The organism is Gemmatimonadota bacterium (assembly GCA_040388625.1).
Lineage (GTDB): Bacteria > Gemmatimonadota > Gemmatimonadetes > Gemmatimonadales > Gemmatimonadaceae > Fen-1247.
This window is the reverse complement of the sequence record JAZKBK010000006.1, coordinates 549899-566794: the sequence shown is the minus strand read 5'-3', so window position 1 is coordinate 566794 and position 16896 is coordinate 549899. Positions and strand designations below refer to the sequence as shown.

The following is a 16896-nucleotide window of genomic DNA, read 5'->3' as shown; positions in this document are numbered from 1 at the left end:
GCGTGCCAGCCAGCGCCACCTGCAATCCAATGAACCCGATCCTGGGGTCCACTATCGGATCGCACTACCTCGCCGCAAGGTACGCCAGCCTCTCCGCGGTGATGACCTCACGCGGCGGCCCGATTTCTCCCTATACCGCACAAGACGGGCCCATGTTGCCTGTTCTGGAAAATAAGGGCTGGCCGCCAGGACCGTGAGGACTTCCATCCGCCAGGCAGGTTGGCCGGTCGCAGAATGCCGGCAGATTGCCGCCTGGGCCAGCACCCCCCCGTGCGCGGGGGGGTGCTGGCCCAGGCGGAATGACGGCTCTTCTCTACCTCCTGCGCGCCGCGCCCGCCGCCGGCGTGGCTATCTCGTATTCCTTCGGCGGCTCCGCGCCCATCAGATAGCGCACGAAGTAATCCCAGCGACGGCGCATCATGTAATCCGACGCCGCACCGTAACCGTGATGCACGTTCGGGATGATTATCTCGTCGAAGTCCTTGTTCGCCTTGATGAGCGCATCCACTACGAGCATGGTGTTGGACGGTGGAACGTTGTCGTCCATCGATCCGTGCGCGAGCAGCAGATGTCCCTTGAGGTTCTTCGCGACACTCTCGTTCGCTTCCTGGGTGTAGTTGTCGGTGCCGTCGGCGTTCTTCACCAACAGCCCCTGATAACGCTCACCCCAATCGTCTTCGTAATTACGCTGATCGTGATTGCCCGACTCGGAGATCCCGACCTTGAAGAAATCCGGATAGCGGAACATCGCGTCGGCGGTGGCGAAGCCGCCACCCGAGTGTCCGTAGATCCCCGCACGATCGATGTCGATCCACGAATAACGTGACGCAAGCTCCTTCATCGCCGCGACCTGATCGGGAAGCGTGTTGTCACGCCCCATTGCGCCGTAGTACGCGTCGTGGAAGCTCTTCGATCTGTCCGGCGTTCCCATTCCATCGACAGTGATCACGACGAAGCCAAGCTCCGCGAGCGCCTGACGGTCGCCGCGCGCGGGCGAGAAGCTGCGCGATCCCACGCTGCCTGACTGCGGTCCCGGATACGGGTTGTTGATGATGGGATATTTCCTGGTCGAATCGAAGTTGGTGGGACGGAACATCAGACCGTACAGTTTGGTCTTGCCGTCGTGCGCCGTTACCGTGAACGGAATCGGCGGCTTCCATCCGCTCGCGACGAGCTTCGAGATGTCCATGTGTCCGAGCTGCATCACGACGCGGCCCGTGGCATCACGCAGCACTACGGTTGGCGGAACGTCGGGCTTCGAGTACGTATCGACGAAGTAGCGCCCGTCTGACGACACCTGGATCGTGTGGTCGCCACTTTCAGGCGTCAGCTCCTTCCATCCCTTTCCGTCCAGCCCCACGCGATAGTAGTGCTTGAAGTAGGGATCTTCGGATGGATTGCGACCCAGCGCACCGACGATGAGCGAGCGGCCCTTCTCGTCGACGTGCGCGATCTGCGTCACGGGACCTTCGCCGGTCGTGATCTTGTTTATGAGCTTGCCCGTATTGAGATCGTACAGATACAACTGTGCCCAGTTGTCGCGCTCGGACGACCATATGATCTGGTGCGCCGGCCAGATGATGCGCCATCCGGCGATCGACTCGAACTGGGTCGGCGAGCTTTCCTCGAACAGTGTGTGGACCGCGCCGGTGTTCGCGTCGGCGAGCTTCACCGTTTCATGCTTGTGGTCGCGCGACGTGTTCACGTACGCGAGCTGCGATCCATCGGGACTCCAGATGAGATCGGCCATGTTTATGTTGTCGCCGAGCATGGCGCGGTGATAGGCCGGCGCATCCTGGAGACGAATCACTTTCGCGTTGTCCACGTCGATTACCACGCGCGAGATCATCGAGATCACGCTGTCGCCCGGATACGCACCCTTCCAGTGCTCCAGATGCGAGTGACCGACGCGCGTATCGATGAGATACATGTCGCCGACGTGACGGTCGTCCTGCTGCTGTGTTGCGATCTTCTTCGAGTCGGGCGACCAGAGCACGATCGGGCGATCGCTGTGCACCCAGCCTGCGTTGTCGGTGGCGTAGCCGAAATTCTCGGTGCCATCGGTAGTCAGCTGCTTTTCCTGTCCCGTCGCGACGTCGCGGACCCAGAGATTCCAGTCGCGGATGAACGCGACCTTCTTTCCGTCTGGAGACATTCCCGGCGGTGGCCCGAATGGACCGGGGCGCGGCGTGGTGTCGTTCACAGCGTTGCAGGTGCCGCCTCCCACGTCGCAGCTCCAGCGTCGCCGCCCGATGTCGAGCACGACATGCTTTCCATCCGCAGACAGCTCGGCGCGTTGCGCTGGTATGTTGCGCGGATCGATCGTGCCAGCGCCAGCCTTCGTCAGCGCCTGTGCAACTTCCGGAGCCTTGAAGAGCGGAGTGCTGGTCTTCCTTGCGGGGTCGACGATCACCCATTCGGCGCCCGTCGGAGTGGTGTTCTGATAGTAGAACCGATCGCCCGGCAACCAGGTGGCGCGCACCGAGCCGCCGTTCACGAGCGGATTGAGATTGGGCGCGAGCATCTTCACGGCGCGGTCGTAGTCCGCCGTGGTGAGCGTGCGCTGCTGCGCGTGGATTGCCGGCGCGGCAGCGATGGCGGCCGCCGCGAGGGCGACGCCGAGCTGAGTGCGGTAGCCGGTGCGGGAGATGGTGGGGAAGTGGGCGCTTCTGATGTGCATTGTCGTGCGGGTAAGTGGAAGAATCCGCCGGTGCAGCGGTCGACGCAGGGTTGACACAGGCTTGATGCAGGCCCGACGCAGCGCATCGGGCAACGCCGTGGCAGTGCTGCGACACAAGGAGTACGGACTGCTACGCAAGCGGGTTGTAAGAATCACGTGGATATACAGGCATGAGGCTGGGTCTGCCAGTACCGTCATCTGTACGGTGTCCGACAGACGCTGGTATTGACAATGCATGTTATAACACGTATTATGTGTCATGACTCGCACGCTGCAGGAGGAGATCCGTCAGACCAAGCCGTTTCCATCCAGGACGGCCGAGGCTCTTCTGTCCATCCTGCGGACCGCGACCGTGCTCGAGCATGAGCAGAACGAGGCGCTCAGGCCGCACGGGATAACGCACACGCAGTACAACGTTCTTCGCATCCTTCAGGGTGCGGGCAAGGACGGCTTGTGCGGCCGGGAGATAGCCGAGCGGCTGATCTCGAAGGTGCCCGACGTCTCGCGCCTGCTGGACAGGATGGATGACATGGAGCTGGTGAGCCGGGTGCGTGATGCGGTTGACCGGCGGCACGTCACGGCGCGGATCACGCCGAAGGGTCGTCGTCTGCTCACGCAGGCGACTCCCGACCTCGAATTGATCGAGCGCAAGCGGTGCAGGCATCTGGACCCGCGCGCGGTGGCGTCGCTGGTCAGCACGCTCGCGGAGATAAGAGAGCCGGCCTGATTTTTTTTGCAATAATAGATGTTATAACAGTTAGTGTCATACCACGCATTTCCGAAAGTCGTTCAACCACATTTACCAACTACTCAAATGACAACACCATTCATCGATGTCGCGACAGCCAGCATTGGATTACTGATCGTGCGGGTCGTGTTCGGGCTGCTGATGGCGGCGCACGGCAGCCAGAAGCTGTTCGGCTGGTTCGGCGGGCATGGACTCGCCGGAACGGCGGGTTTCTTCGATTCACTCGGCTTTCGCCCGGGCCGGTTCTTCGCGACGCTTGCTTCGGCGACTGAAGTCACCAGCGGAATTCTGCTCGCGCTCGGGTTTCTCGGACCGGTCGGTCCGGCGCTCATTATCTCGGTAATGATCGTCGCCGCGGTGAGCATGCATCTCAAGAACGGCGTGTTCGCGGCGAACGGCGGCATCGAAGTGCCGTTGCTCTATGGCGTGGTCGCAGCCGGCTTGTTGCTGACCGGGCCGGGTCAGTACTCGCTCGATGCGGCGCTGGGACTCGGATATCTCGCGACGCCGACGCTGGCGTGGGCGGCGCTCGTGGTGGGCGTTGTCGGCGGGATCATGAATCTGTTCGCGCGCCGGCCCGTGGCGGCGTGAACGGTGTGCCGATCCGGATTGGATAATCCGTAAATCGGCGCGCGCGGGTACGTCGCGTTGACGGCGCGATCATCCGGATTCGATCGCGCGTAAATGGGGCGGGCGCGCATACGTCGCGGTGATCCGAATTCGATCGCGCGTAAATGGGCAGGCGCGGATACATCCGCGCCCTACGCATGACCACCAATCGGGTGCGTCGATAGCGCGGGGCGCGGATGTTCTTGCGCGGGGGCGTTATCGACGCAATTCGGCGGTGGCCTTGGTCACCAGCGCGGCTTCGGCGTTCAATGCGGCTGACACGCGCGCCATTTCGCTGGTTGCGAGCGTCCAGTTCTTCGCTTCGATTGCTTCGCGGACGCCTGGGATGGTCTTCACTCCGTAACCCGTGTTCACTCCGGGTGCGTAGAGCAGGTGCTTGAACCATGGTCGGCCGGGTAGTCCGGCATCGGACGTCAGCATGTGCTCGCTCTTTATCAACTGAGTGTTGAGCGCGGCGAAGTTCTCCGACGTGGTTGCCGCGTCGAGTGCGTGCGTGAACGTCGTGTTGTATGCGGCTGCTGCGCGCGTCAGTGCCGCGGTGGCGCTGTCGAGTGCCGAGAAGTCGAGCTTTGGAACGTCGGGTTCGACGGTCGGCGCGACCATTGGATTGCGCGGATCTGTCGTGAGAATGAAAGTGCTGTCGCGCACTTCCCGGTTGTGCTCCACCGCGTCGGCGGCCATGCCGCTCGCCAGCCGCTTCAGCTCGCCTACGTAACCCTGCACGGTTTCCGCGAGGTCCGTATAGTCGTACGGAATCACATCCGCGTCGGCCAGCCGCATCACCGCCATCCCGGTGGTCTGCGCAAGCGCGCGTCCGTACACGAAACTGGTATCGGAGAAGTGCGTGTACCAGTAGAAGTCATCGTACGCGGAGTGATACGAGCCGCGCCCGCCCTCGCCGTAAAAGCCCAGGTCCATCGATGGAATGCCGAGATGCTGCAGGAACGTCGTATAATCGGAGCCGGAGCCGAGCGCGCCGATGGGAAGATCTGCGCGCTTGCGGGTGGCGTCGCGCCGCGCAGCAGGGGCGCGCATCACTTCTGCCGCACGCATCCTGCGCTCGAGTGTCGCGCCGGTTTCGGGATCAATCACGTCGCGCGCTACACCATTGATGAACTTCTCGAGTATGTGCGACCCACTGACGCTCAGATATCCGCGGCCGCTGTTGTCGCTGTTGAGATATGCAACTGCATGCTCGCTCAGATCTGCCGCATGCGTCTCCGCCCATTCGGCCGAGCCGAGTACTGCGGGCTCCTCACCGTCCCAGGCGGCGTAGATGATGGTGCGCTTTGGATTCCATCCCTGTTTCTTGAGAGCGCCGAGTGCGCGCATCTCTTCGAGCTCTGCGACGAGACCTGCGACCGGATCGTCCGCGCCGTTGACCCATGCATCGTGGTGATTGGCACGGATCACCAGCTGATCTGGTTGCGTGCTGCCCGTGAGTCGTCCGATGACATCGTAAACCGGCTTGATGTCCCAGTTGGACTTCACCACGAGATGAACGCGCGCGCGGCCGGGCCCGATCTTGTACGTGATTGGCAGCGCACCACGCCAGTCGCGCGGTGCAACGTCGCCGGTGATTGCAGAGAGCAGCGGTTTGGCGTCGGCGTACCCGATGGGAAGTACGGGGATTTTGGTAAATACCTTTACATCCTTGAGCGCCAGACGCTTTGCATCTTTGGTCGCCCCGACTCCCGGAGTCAACGGATCTCCCTGGTAGAGAGTCATCTCCATCACGCTGCCGCGTTGGACGCTGTAGGGAGCGCGAGCCGGTCCGACCGGGAAGGTATCGTCCTGAGTGTATCCATCATCCGCGGGATCCGAATAGATGATGCAGCCAACGGCGCCATGCTCACCGGCGATCTTGGGTTTGACTCCGCGCCATGATCTGCCGTAGCGCGCGATGACTATTGCACCTTTCACGGAGATTCCGCGTCGCGCGAGCTCATCGTAGTCCGACGGGAGCCCGTAGTTGACGTACACTAGCGGACCCGTGACGTCACCATCGATCGAGTAGGCGTTGTAGGGCGGAAGTTGTTGCGACGTCTGGGATGAAGTTGGATCGCCGGGCACCGGTGGCTCCGCGAGCTTCGCGACGAAACGTGTCGGCGAGATCATCTCCAGTTTGCGTTCCTTCGGGGTCGGAAAGAGCACGTCGAACTGTTCGATGTGTGCATCCCATCCGGCATCCTGGAACTGTTTCAGCAGCCACTCGGCGTTGTTCTTATCATACGGCGAGCCGACGTGATGCGGATATGCGGTCAGGCGCTTCATGTCGGCTCGCATTCGCGCCGGACTTGGCAGTGCGCGGAACTTCGTCTCCCATTCCTGCTCGGCGCGCGACGACGCTGGCGTGAAGCCCAGTATGTCGCCGGACGGCGCGATTGTGGTCGGTGTCGCAGGAACGGCTGCGATCGCGGCGAGTGAGACGACGAGGGGAAGGGAAATGAGTCGCATCGAGACCGTGGTGGCTGTGGGCTTGGTACTGGAGAACGGGTTCGTTGCAGAATATACGGGTGCCCGGGTCCATGTGCGCTGGCGGACACTGCGTGTCGACCGCTCGCCAGGCGTAGCTTGCCACGGCCAACGGACGCTCATACATTCGCTCCACGTTGCACGACGCAAGGCACGGCGATGCGGTCGCTCTTTCGGGAGGACGGTGATGCTGAGCAAGTCGGTGATGTGCGTTCTGGCGCTGGGCACGGGCTCGGTATCGACCGCAGCCTGGACAGCGCGGATCAGGGAAGTTGCGCGGGCACCATCGCACATGCAATCAGTCTTCGCGCTGGCGGGGATCGTGGGGTCCGTCCTCACTGCTCGCGCACCGACGTCGTCCGCGCCCGCACCGCTCGTTCAGGCGAATTCGAACATCGAGCGCGCCGGCGTGCTGCACGATGGCGTGCTCGCGGTCACGCTCGAGGCGAAAGAGAGCGCTTTTCTCATCGACGGTCCACACCGTCCGCCGATGCGGATCGCGGCCTTCGCCGAACCGGGAAAGGCGCCGCTCATGCCCGGACCGTTCATACGCGTACCGCGTGGTACGCAGCTCCGGTTCTCGATCCGCAACTCGCTTGGAACCCCGCTCACGTTCCTGGTGCCCGCGGCGCTCAGGGGTGGCCCGGACCGGACCGGCGCTGACGACTCCGTCGTCGTTCCCGCTGGCGACACGAAAACGGTTACGACGAATGCCACCGTCCCCGGCAACTACGGGTATCGCGCGACGACCGCGCGCGGTTCGAGCAAAAAGGCACTGATGGAAGGACTTCTCGCCGGCGCGATAGTGATCGACACGGCGTCGAAGAGCGAGCCGGCGCATGACCGTGTGTTCGTGATCATGCAGACGCTCGACTCCGCGTTCGCGGCGTATGAAGACACCGCGCACGCACCGATCGCGGTGGCACCGACGGAAGCTGGGCGCGTGGTATTCACCATCAACGGTCGCTCGTGGCCGAACACGGATCGGATACACGCGACTGTGGGTGATTCGGTGCACTGGCGAGTCATCAACGCGTCCAGCGAGATACATCCGATGCACCTCCACGGGTTCTATTACCGCGTCGATGCATTCTCAGGCCCGCTGGCCGACTACCAGGGCAGGCCGCAGCCAGGACAACACGTCGTTACCCAGTTGATGTCGCCATTATCGGCCATGTCGATCACCTGGTCGCCGGACCGGCCGGGCAACTGGCTCTTCCACTGCCACTTCGCCTTTCACACGGAACCGAACAATTCCATCCCGGCCGACACGGAAGACCCGCAGATGCGGGGAATGGCAGGGCTCGTGCTCGGAGTCGAGGTCGCCTCGCGACCAGGCATGGTTGCCGTCCGCGAGCCCAATGCCACGCGGCATCTACGCCTGATCGCAATCGCTGATTCGTCGGTGCACCACGCTGGCCGCTCGGACACGCTGCCGGCGATGCGGTTCATGCTCGAGGAGCACGGTCGTCGCATCGACACTGGCAGGGACTTCAGTCCGGAACTCGATCTCACGCGTGGCGAGCCGGTCTCGATCATGATCGTGAATCACCTGGCCGAGCCGACGAGCGTGCACTGGCATGGAATTGAAGTCGAGGACAGTTACGTGGATGGTGTGCCGGGATTCAGCGGGGACGGCAAGCGGTTGGCACCTGAAATCGCACCTGGCGATTCATTCGAGGCACGGTTCACACCACCGCGCTCGGGCACGTTCATGTATCACGCACACATGGACGACCTGCGACAACAGGCGGCCGGCCTCGAGGGCGCGCTGATCGTGCGGGATCCTGGCGCGGCTGCATCGCCGGATGATCATGTCTTTTTTCTCAAAGGTCAGCGATTCAATCCCGCACACCCGCTCGAGATCAACGGAGAGGCCAATCCTGACACGGTCGTGCTACACGTCGGTCGCGTAGCGAGATTTCGACTTCTCAACCTCAGCACCCAGACTCCGACACCGACAGTCTCGCTCACCGCGCGCGAGGTTGGTGCGCCGTCGAAGAGTGGAGACGCTACGATCGTGCGCTGGAGGCCGGTTGCCAAGGATGGCGCAGCGCTGCCCGCGATTGCGCAAGCCCTCCGCCCGGCGCGGCTGATAATCAGCATGGGTGAGACGTACGATTTCGAATTCGTACCGCAGCATACGGGACTGCTCAGGCTCGACGTGAACAGTACGCCGCCGCCTGGTATCCGCGCGCCACCGGGTTTGCTCATCAGGGTGCCGATTCGCGTGTCGAACTGAAGGCGCCTCTGGGCAACTAATACAACTTCCCCGACTGCGATGAAGTCGTTTGATTGCGTCGCATCACGCTACACATCCGTCAGAAAGGTGAGCAGCAGCTCCTGGCAGGTTTTGGGATTCGCTCTCAGCTCAACTCGCGCGCCAGCCACGCCTGTGCAAAGCGCAGATCGCGAAGGACCGTGGGCGCGGACGTCGACAACACACCGGCTGCTTCCTCCAACGTCAGTCCCGCGAAGTAGCGCAGCTCGACCGCCTTCGCCTGTCTTGGATGGATTTGCGCGAGTCTCGCAAGCGCTTCGTCGAGTGCCAGCAACGATTCCGGGTCTGACTCCGCGCTCGCGGCGGCGTCGGCGAGCTGAGACAGGTCCACGTCGACACGGACAGGTGCGCCGCCGCGTTTCTGCGCCTGGCGGCTCTTGGCGTGATCTATCAACACGCGGCGCATTGCGGTGGACGAAACCGCGAAAAAATGATTTCTGTCCTGCCAGTCCGTGGTTGCGCCTTCCGTCAGGCGAAGATAGGCCTCGTGGACGAGCGCGGAGGTGTCCAGTGTGTGGTCGACCCGCTCTGCGCGCAGGCGTGCACGGGCGATTTCGCGCAGCTCGCCATACACGCGTGGCAACAGATCGTCGAGCGCGCTCTGATCACCGGCGCGCCACCGACGCAGGAACTGCGTGACTTCTGATGGGTCCGGCGGATTCTGCATCTGGAGTCTCGTAGGCCACGTGCGGGTCACACGTTCGATGAAAATCCCGGGTGTAATTCTCGCTTATTCCAGCGAGGCTCATGAAGGAATCTTACACGCGCGGACAGAGCAAGAGGCATATGCAGCAAATTCCCGTTATCGAGAATTCAGAGCCGTCCATCCCAACCCATCCTGGCCGGACGGCTGGAGCAACGGCGGACGCGGACGCCGACGTGGGCCGTTACTACGTATTCGTCGATCAGGTACTGCAGCGCGGCATGATGGAGGGCGCGGACGAATTCCTCGCTGACGACTTCATCGAACATGGCATCGGTGGGGATCACCGCAGAGACGAATTTCTCTCACGTGTCCGCAGCCAGCGTGCGCGATTTCCGGATGCGGTCTGGACGATCGAGCTGCTTGTAGCGGTGAACGGGCTGGTTCACTGTCATGCGACGATGAGGGCTCCCGAACAACCGGCAGCCGCGACACATACATGGGAAAGTGTTGTCGTACGGTTCGACGGCGGAAAGATGGCAGAGTGCTGGCGCATGCGCGATGAGCGTTCGCTCACGAATGCGAATGAAGTGCGAGCGTGATCGCGTCGTTGACAGAAGTTGTCGCGCCTGACCGCCACGCGCGAGCGAACGCGTCGTCTCCCATCGCGGACGACAACGACGCTCGCGATCGTTCGTACGCCGTGTCGTACCGCGGCGCCCGGCGTGCGCCGAGTATTTCGCGACGATGGCCAGCCGCGGCGAGCAGTGTCGCTGCAAGCTCGGGCCGAGCTGGGGCGAGCGTGAGCGTCGCGATCGCTTCGATGCAATCGATGGCGACGGGAATTGCGCCGAAGTCACGCGCGGTGGTGAGTGCGCGAAAGAGTTCCTCCCGTGCCTGAACTTCACCGCCCAGTGCATGGAGCACCGTGCCGAGTAGCAGACGGGCCTCTGCAACACCATGCAATCCACCGGTCTGGCGGCGAACTTCGAGTGCCTCGTCGAGGATCCGGTGTGCGTGGTGCAAGCGACCCTCATCACGCAGCATTGCGCCGAGCTCGGTGAGCGTGTAGGCGATGGGCCACAGGCGCCCACCCTGCTCGTGCAATTCCGGCAGGTGCTTCATTTCGATCGCAGTGACGTGGTCGCCCGGCTCTCCGGCCGCATGACGCGCAGCTGCGAGCCGTACGCAGCTCAGAACCCTGTAACCCTGATCGGCCACCGGTTCCAGCATGTCTATCGCCCGCGTGTGCAGCTCGATGGCGCGTGAAAAATCGCCACGACGGGCGGCCAGTATTCCGATCCATCCCAGTGTAAAGGCGACCGCTCTGCGATCACCGCGCTGTTGGTGTGACGTCACAGCATTTGCGAAGTACGTCTCGGCGCGGGAGTATTGTCCACGCTCCATCGCGATCCAGCCGAGAGTGTTCAGCGACAGCGTAGCGCCGAGCGCGTCGCTGGACTTCTCGTGCATCCGCATCGCCGTGGTGGCCATCTGTTCGCCGGCGTTCATGTCTCCCATTATCCACGCCGACCATGCGAGATTGTTCAACGTCGTCGCAACGCCGGCCTCATCGCATGCCTCGCGGTGCAATGCGAGGCTTCGGGCGAAGAAGTCGTGCGCCTGGGGAAATACGCTGCGCACATTCGCAAGCTGACCGGCACTGCTCAGCAGGCCCGCTCGCAGCTTGATGTCGAGCGGATCGCTCACGGCGTCGCGAAGTGCGTCGTCGTCGGCGGCTTCGGTGACTCGCCGCAGATACTCCACACCCTCCAGCAGCGGTCCACGTGTGAGCCACAGCCGATGCAACGCGATCGCAAGTCGCGCCGCGGTTACGAGCCCTTCGGGCGATTGCGCGCGCGTCTGGCCGAGTGCGGTGTCAATCGCGATACGACAATTCGCATATTCCCGCTCGAGTCGATCCAGCCATTCCGCCTGCGCGGGGCCGCGGAGCTGGCTCGCGGCGCGTTCTGCCAGCGATAAATAATACGCGGCATGGGCTCGGCGCGCCTCCGTCTCGCCACCGGCCGCGCGCAGCCGATCCAGGGCAAACTCGCGCACCGTCTCCAGCATGATGAAGCGCGGCTCTCCGTCGGATTGCTCTTCCTGACGTAGCAGGCTCTTGTTGCATAGTGATCCGAGCAGATCGAGTACTGCAAAGGATGAGCGCGGATCTCCATTGCGGAGATGCGTCGCATCGTACATCGCCTCTGCTGCTTCGAGCGAAACGCCGGCAGCAAATACCGACAGGGTGTTGAAGAGCGTCCGCTCCGCGTCGGTGAGAAGTACGTAGCTCCAGTCGATGACGTTTCGCATGGTGCTGTGACGCGCCGGACGGTCATAAGAATCCGCCTGCAGCAGATCGAATCTGCTCTCCAGGCGAGCGAGCATCGCACGCGGCGATAGCAGCTTCGCCCGTGCCGCCGCGAGCTCGAGTGCAAGGGGAAGACCGTCGAGTCGTCTGCAGATCTCCGCCACAGCCAGGAGTCCGTCATCGTTCAGCGTGAAGTCCGGCCGAACCGCGCGCGCACGCTGCACGAAAAGACGTACTGCTTCGCTGCTTGCTGCGTCGGAATCTGTCGAGGATGGCGTGGTTAGTGGCGGCACGGGCAGCTCCTGCTCGCCCTGCACGCCGAGTGGAATTCTGCTCGTGACAAGTACCGACACCCGAGGGCAGCGAGCGAGCAGCGCCGACACGAACGTCGCGGCCCGAATTACATGCTCGAAGTTATCGAGCACTACAACGGCGCGTCGCTCACGCAGGGCGGCGATCACACGGTCGCGCGGATTGCTACCGCCGAGGTCACGCAAGCCCATGGTCTGTGCGAGAATCGAGGGGACCAGGGACGGATCCGAGATCTCCGCGAGCGGTACGAACCAGATTCCGTCGATGTCCTCGTCGTGTAGGTTGGCGGCGAGTTGTAGTGCGAGACGAGTCTTGCCGGTACCGCCCGGACCGGTGAGCGTAAGCAGGCGGGTTTGCGACAGGAGATCGCGTGCAAGCGCGATTTCCCGCTCCCGCCCTACGAAACTCGTCACAGGGCTCGGGAGCGCGACGCTCGCCGATGCGCGTGTCGTGGTCGAGCTCGCATCGTCGTTGATGTAGTTGGCGAGGGTGTGATTCACGATTGCTGCGCTCCCTGCACGTCGTGCGACGTCACTTGTCAGGAGACTCGCAAGCAACTCGCGGATTTCCGACGTTGCGTGAACGTCGTCCGGCAGTGGTAGCGGCGGCTCGTCATTGGCGAGCGCTCGTAACAGTGTCTCCGCGTTCGATGCCGTGAATGGACGAACGCCTGCGAGCATCTCGTACAACAGCACACCCAGCGCCCACAGATCGGTACGGTGGTCTACAGGCTCTCCGCGCGCCTGCTCCGGCGACATGTAGGCGATGGTCCCGATCGTGATTTCGTCTTTCGCCGACATGGTTCCCGTGGTCAGCTTCGCCGCGCCGAAGTCTGCAAGCTTGACCGCGCCATCGGCGTCGAACAGAACATTTGCAGGCTTCACGTCTCGATGAACGATTCCCACCGAATGCGCGGCGTCCAGCGCGCTCGCGATCTGCGCGGCGATGCGAAGGGCGTCGGCCAGTGGCAGCGCACCTTTCGCGATACGGTCACGGAGAGTTTCGCCGGGATAGTAAGCCATCGCGATGAACGCTCGTCGATGTCCATCCTCACCGACGTCGTGCACCGTTGCGACGTGTCGATGGTCCAGTTTCGCCGCGGCGCGTGCCTCCGCCAGGAAGCGCGCCCGTCCTGTGAGGTTGTCGCGTGCGGCGCCGCGGAGAAATTTGAGCGCTACCGGCCGCTCGAGCTGATTGTCCCATGCGAGATGGACATCGCCGGTCGCGCCCTGGCCAAGACGGCTCTGTAGCCGGTACCGTCCCGCGATGACTTCGCCTGCCTCGCAATCGACGTCAGAGTCGGCGATTGCGCGCGTGAGAACACCCAAAAAGTCACCAGCACGGTCTGCGGCGGCGAGCAGTGATGTTACTTCACCGGCAACAGCGGGAGAAACATCGGGTGTGGACGCCAGCTGTCGTACACGCGTTTCGCGCGCGGCGGGTTCGAGCTCCATGAGCTCGTCGAAGAGGCGCTCGACCTCTGCATTCCGCTCCTGCGACACGCCCAATCATACCACCGGAACCGCTCGTCAGACAACGCCGGCGGGCCGTTTTCAACCGGCTCCGAAATCCTGCCGGCGAATCGCGTGAAATATCCCGCACCCGGTTTTCGCTATTGGAGTGTCAGGCAGCAACAGGCGCTGCAGAATGCCCGGCTTGGGGCGACCACTCAGGAGTGAAACCATGTACACGAAACGATTCATCGGCATCGCCGCAGTAGTGGCGACCGCGACCGCGGCCATCGCGATTGCCTGCTCCAACACCGAGGCGCCGGACTCGAAAGCGGGTACGTTCTACGGGCCGTCGCAGAGCTTCGCGCAGGGGACCGCGCGCGCGTGGGTGCAGACCGACGCGGCCGGCGCCCCGACTGCACTGGGTATTGCCATGACCGAACAGGCTCTCAACGGCCTGCCCGCGACGGCGACCGGTCCGAGCCCTACCGCGCTGATGGTCACGCTGCCGCTACCGGCACAGGCGCAGGGTCACGGCTTCGACCACGCCGAGCTGGGGTGGAATCCAAATGGGCACGAGCCACCGCAGCTGTATGGCGTACCGCACTTCGACCTGCACTTCTACATGGTGAGTAGTGCAGCGCAGAACGCCATCCTCCCGAGCGATCCGCAGTACGGCGCCAAGGCGGCGAATTATCCGTCGGCGAACATGATACCGACTGGTTACGTTCCACCTCCGGGCGTAGCGGCCGCCAACGCCGTTCCGCAGATGGGCCTGCACTGGACCGACACCAGGGCGCCCGAGCTGAACGGACAGGGATTCACCAACACGTTCATCTTTGGGTCGTGGGATGGAAAGTTCATCTTCCTCGAACCGATGATCACCAAGGCGTATCTCGAGACGCATCCCAATGCGACTCACGCCATTCCGCAGCCTGCCGACTGGGGAGCGTCGGGCCGTTTCCCGACGAGTTACACGGTCAGCTACGACCAGTCGGCGAAGGAGTATCGCTTCACGCTCGGCGGGTTGACGCAGCACTGAGGCCGATCGACGTGGCGGGTCAGGCCGGCTGTAATTGCCGGTTGTAATTGCCGGCGCGCATCCGGGTAACCTCACGACTACTCGCGCATGCGCGCCGGTGTGCGGGCCGTTGCCACTTCCCGTCGCACGACCATGCATCCTTATTTCGGATGGATGACGCATCGTCATCACAACGAATGAGGAACGACAGGCATGATCGCTCGACGAAAGCTCGGAACACAAGGCCTCACAGTCTCCGCCATCGGACTCGGCTGCATGGGGATGACCGCGTCATATGGATCGCCGGAGGAGCGTGATGAGCGGGAAGCCATCGCGACGCTGCACCGTGCGCTCGAGATCGGCGTCACCTTCCTGGATACCGCAGAGGTGTACGGTCCCTTCACCAACGAAGAGCTGCTTGGCCGCGCGCTGAAGGGGAAACGGGACCAGGCGACAATCGCGACCAAGTTCGGCTGGCGCATCGGGAAGCCCGGGGAGGAGCGCGGTCTCGACAGCAGGCCGGTGCACATCCGCGAAGCAGTGGAAGGCTCGCTGCGCCGGCTGCAGACAGATCACATAGATCTTTTATATCAGCATCGCGTCGATCCCACCGTCCCCATCGAGGATGTCGTGGGCACGATGGCCGACCTCGTGCACGCGGGCAAGGCTCGCTTTCTCGGACTCTCGGAAGCAGGCGAGGAAACGATAAGACGCGCCCACGCCGTACACCCGATATCCGCCCTGCAGAGCGAGTATTCGCTGTGGGAGCGCAACCTGGAGCCGCGCATCATTCCGCTGCTGCGTCAGCTCGGCATCGGGCTCGTTCCATTCAGCCCACTCGGCCGCGGCTTTCTCACTGGCGCGGTGAAGCGCGCCGACGAATATCCGGAAGGCGACTTCCGTCGTGGCGATCCACGCTTTCAGGGCGCGAATTTTGATGCTAACGTGCGCGCGGTTTCCGTAGTGAAGGAGATCGGGGTGCAGAAGAAGGCGACTCCGGCACAGATCGCGCTCGCATGGCTGCTGCACAAGGGTGATGACATCGTGCCGATCCCGGGCACCAAGCATCGTGCCCGTCTGGAGGAAGATGCCGGCGCGGTCGATGTGGTGCTCAGTGACGCGGAAATGACGCGACTCGACGATGCGCTTGCGCCCGACAAGGTGGCGGGCGAACGCTACACCAAGGAACGCATGGCAACTGTGGACAGGTAGCGACGATGCAGAAACGAAATCTTGGACGTGCGCAGCTGGAAGTATCCGCACTCGGACTCGGGTGCATGGGAATGAGCGACTTCTATGGCGCACATGATGACAACGAATCGATCGCGACGATTCATCGGGCGATCGAACTGGGAGTAACGCTGCTGGACACCGCGGACATGTATGGACCGTTCACCAACGAGCAACTCGTTGGAAAGGCGATCCGCGATCGTCGCGACAGGGTAGTGCTCGCGACCAAGTTCGGGAACATGCGGTCGGACTCGGGTGCCTATCTTGGCATCAACGGTTCGCCGGATTACGTGCGGAAGGCGTGCGATGCATCGTTGGGACGCCTGGGCGTGGATCACATCGATCTCTACTATCAGCATCGCGTCGATCCGAAGGTGCCGATCGAGGATACGGTAGGCGCGATGGCAGATCTCGTGGGCGCGGGAAAGGTGCGACATCTGGGGATGAGCGAGGCCGCGCCGGCTACACTGCGGCGTGCCAACGCGGTGCATCCGATAACTGCGTTGCAGACCGAGTATTCACTCTGGAGTCGCGACGTGGAGGATGAGATCCTCCCAACGTGCCGCGAGCTTGGTGTCGGTTTCGTCGCCTACAGCCCACTCGGCCGTGGCTTTCTCACCGGCAAATTCAAGAGTGAGAACGATCTTCCCGCCGACGACTGGCGTCACAATAATCCGCGCTTTCAGGGGGAGAATTTCGACAGGAATCTGGAGCTGGTGCGGCACGTCGAGCAGTTGGCGAAGTCGAAAGGCTGCACGCCATCGCAGATCGCGCTCGCATGGCTGCTGCATCGGGGCAACGATATCGTGCCGATTCCGGGGACCAGGCACGAGAAGTATCTGGAGGAGAACGTCGGAGCGCTGGCCGTGGTGCTCACGGCTGCGGACATGTCGCGCATCGATGAGATCGCACCGCGCGGAGTTGCGGCGGGGGCGCGATACGCCGAGGGCGGGATGAAGTCGGTGGGTTTGTAAGCACTGCAAGCGTCGTCATTCCCGCTTTCGCGGGAATGACGACGCTCCCGCACACTCGAACCGGCTCCTTGCCAACCTGGCTTGGGGCCATTTATATTATCCCCTGTTAATCGTTTACTTAAACTATCTGATTAATA

The 16896-nt window shown here is 62.8% G+C and carries 11 protein-coding genes; 7 read left to right on the top strand and 4 right to left on the bottom strand.

Going from position 1 to position 16896, the window contains the following annotated elements:
- Positions 1–313: 313 nt before the first annotated feature.
- On the bottom strand, positions 314–2680 hold the full coding sequence (locus V4529_15870; GenBank protein ID MES2359815.1) for a DPP IV N-terminal domain-containing protein: 2367 nt from the start codon (positions 2678–2680) through the stop codon (positions 314–316).
- Between the two features lie 259 nt (positions 2681–2939).
- On the opposite strand from V4529_15870, the gene V4529_15865 reads away from it, so the two are divergent.
- Positions 2940–3407 carry a MarR family transcriptional regulator gene (locus tag V4529_15865; GenBank protein ID MES2359814.1) on the top strand — a complete coding sequence of 156 codons (468 nt, stop codon included), beginning with the start codon at positions 2940–2942 and terminating at the stop codon, positions 3405–3407.
- An 87-nt stretch (positions 3408–3494) separates the two neighbouring features.
- Complete coding sequence (locus tag V4529_15860) at positions 3495–4019, top strand: DoxX family protein (GenBank protein ID MES2359813.1); 525 nt, start codon at positions 3495–3497, stop codon at positions 4017–4019.
- Positions 4020–4253: 234 nt separating this feature from the next.
- On the opposite strand, the gene V4529_15855 is transcribed toward V4529_15860, so the two are convergent.
- Complete coding sequence (locus tag V4529_15855; GenBank protein ID MES2359812.1) at positions 4254–6515, bottom strand: transferrin receptor-like dimerization domain-containing protein; 2262 nt, start codon at positions 6513–6515, stop codon at positions 4254–4256.
- 205 nt (positions 6516–6720) lie between these two features.
- Here V4529_15855 and V4529_15850 point away from each other — a divergent pair, with 205 nt between their 5' ends.
- Entirely contained in the window at positions 6721–8775 is a 2055-nt protein-coding gene (locus tag V4529_15850; GenBank protein ID MES2359811.1) for a multicopper oxidase domain-containing protein, read from the top strand.
- A 124-nt stretch (positions 8776–8899) separates the two neighbouring features.
- Here V4529_15850 and V4529_15845 read toward each other — a convergent pair whose 3' ends face one another.
- Positions 8900–9481 carry a sigma-70 family RNA polymerase sigma factor gene (locus V4529_15845; GenBank protein ID MES2359810.1) on the bottom strand — a complete coding sequence of 194 codons (582 nt, stop codon included), beginning with the start codon at positions 9479–9481 and terminating at the stop codon, positions 8900–8902.
- Between the two features lie 119 nt (positions 9482–9600).
- Between V4529_15845 and V4529_15840 the strand changes: the two genes are divergently transcribed.
- Positions 9601–10059 (top strand): ester cyclase, encoded by a 459-nt coding sequence (locus V4529_15840; GenBank protein MES2359809.1) that lies wholly within the window; start codon positions 9601–9603, stop codon positions 10057–10059.
- Here V4529_15840 and V4529_15835 read toward each other — a convergent pair.
- Positions 10031–13585, bottom strand: a complete 3555-nt coding sequence (locus tag V4529_15835; protein MES2359808.1) for a protein kinase — start codon at positions 13583–13585, stop codon at positions 10031–10033. The two genes, V4529_15840 and V4529_15835, sit on opposite strands and share 29 nt — an antisense overlap.
- 181 nt (positions 13586–13766) lie before the next feature.
- On the opposite strand from V4529_15835, the gene V4529_15830 reads away from it, so the two are divergent.
- The 3 genes from V4529_15830 (at position 13767) to V4529_15820 (ending at position 16759) form a co-directional block, all read left to right on the top strand.
- Complete coding sequence (locus tag V4529_15830; GenBank protein MES2359807.1) at positions 13767–14576, top strand: DUF5602 domain-containing protein; 810 nt, start codon at positions 13767–13769, stop codon at positions 14574–14576.
- 192 nt (positions 14577–14768) lie between these two features.
- Positions 14769–15767, top strand: coding sequence for an aldo/keto reductase (locus tag V4529_15825; protein MES2359806.1), 999 nt, complete (start codon positions 14769–14771; stop codon positions 15765–15767).
- A 5-nt stretch (positions 15768–15772) separates the two neighbouring features.
- Complete coding sequence (locus tag V4529_15820) at positions 15773–16759, top strand: aldo/keto reductase (GenBank protein ID MES2359805.1); 987 nt, start codon at positions 15773–15775, stop codon at positions 16757–16759.
- The last annotated feature ends 137 nt before the right edge of the window (positions 16760–16896 follow it).

Coding starts and splice junctions, on each gene's coding strand:
- V4529_15870 (MES2359815.1), bottom strand. CDS start 2,680: ATGCACATCAGAAGCGCCCACTTCCCCACCATCTCCCGCACCGGCTAC.
- V4529_15865 (MES2359814.1), top strand. CDS start 2,940: ATGACTCGCACGCTGCAGGAGGAGATCCGTCAGACCAAGCCGTTTCCA.
- V4529_15860 (MES2359813.1), top strand. CDS start 3,495: ATGACAACACCATTCATCGATGTCGCGACAGCCAGCATTGGATTACTG.
- V4529_15855 (MES2359812.1), bottom strand. CDS start 6,515: ATGCGACTCATTTCCCTTCCCCTCGTCGTCTCACTCGCCGCGATCGCA.
- V4529_15850 (MES2359811.1), top strand. CDS start 6,721: ATGCTGAGCAAGTCGGTGATGTGCGTTCTGGCGCTGGGCACGGGCTCG.
- V4529_15845 (MES2359810.1), bottom strand. CDS start 9,481: ATGCAGAATCCGCCGGACCCATCAGAAGTCACGCAGTTCCTGCGTCGG.
- V4529_15840 (MES2359809.1), top strand. CDS start 9,601: ATGCAGCAAATTCCCGTTATCGAGAATTCAGAGCCGTCCATCCCAACC.
- V4529_15830 (MES2359807.1), top strand. CDS start 13,767: ATGTACACGAAACGATTCATCGGCATCGCCGCAGTAGTGGCGACCGCG.
- V4529_15825 (MES2359806.1), top strand. CDS start 14,769: ATGATCGCTCGACGAAAGCTCGGAACACAAGGCCTCACAGTCTCCGCC.
- V4529_15820 (MES2359805.1), top strand. CDS start 15,773: ATGCAGAAACGAAATCTTGGACGTGCGCAGCTGGAAGTATCCGCACTC.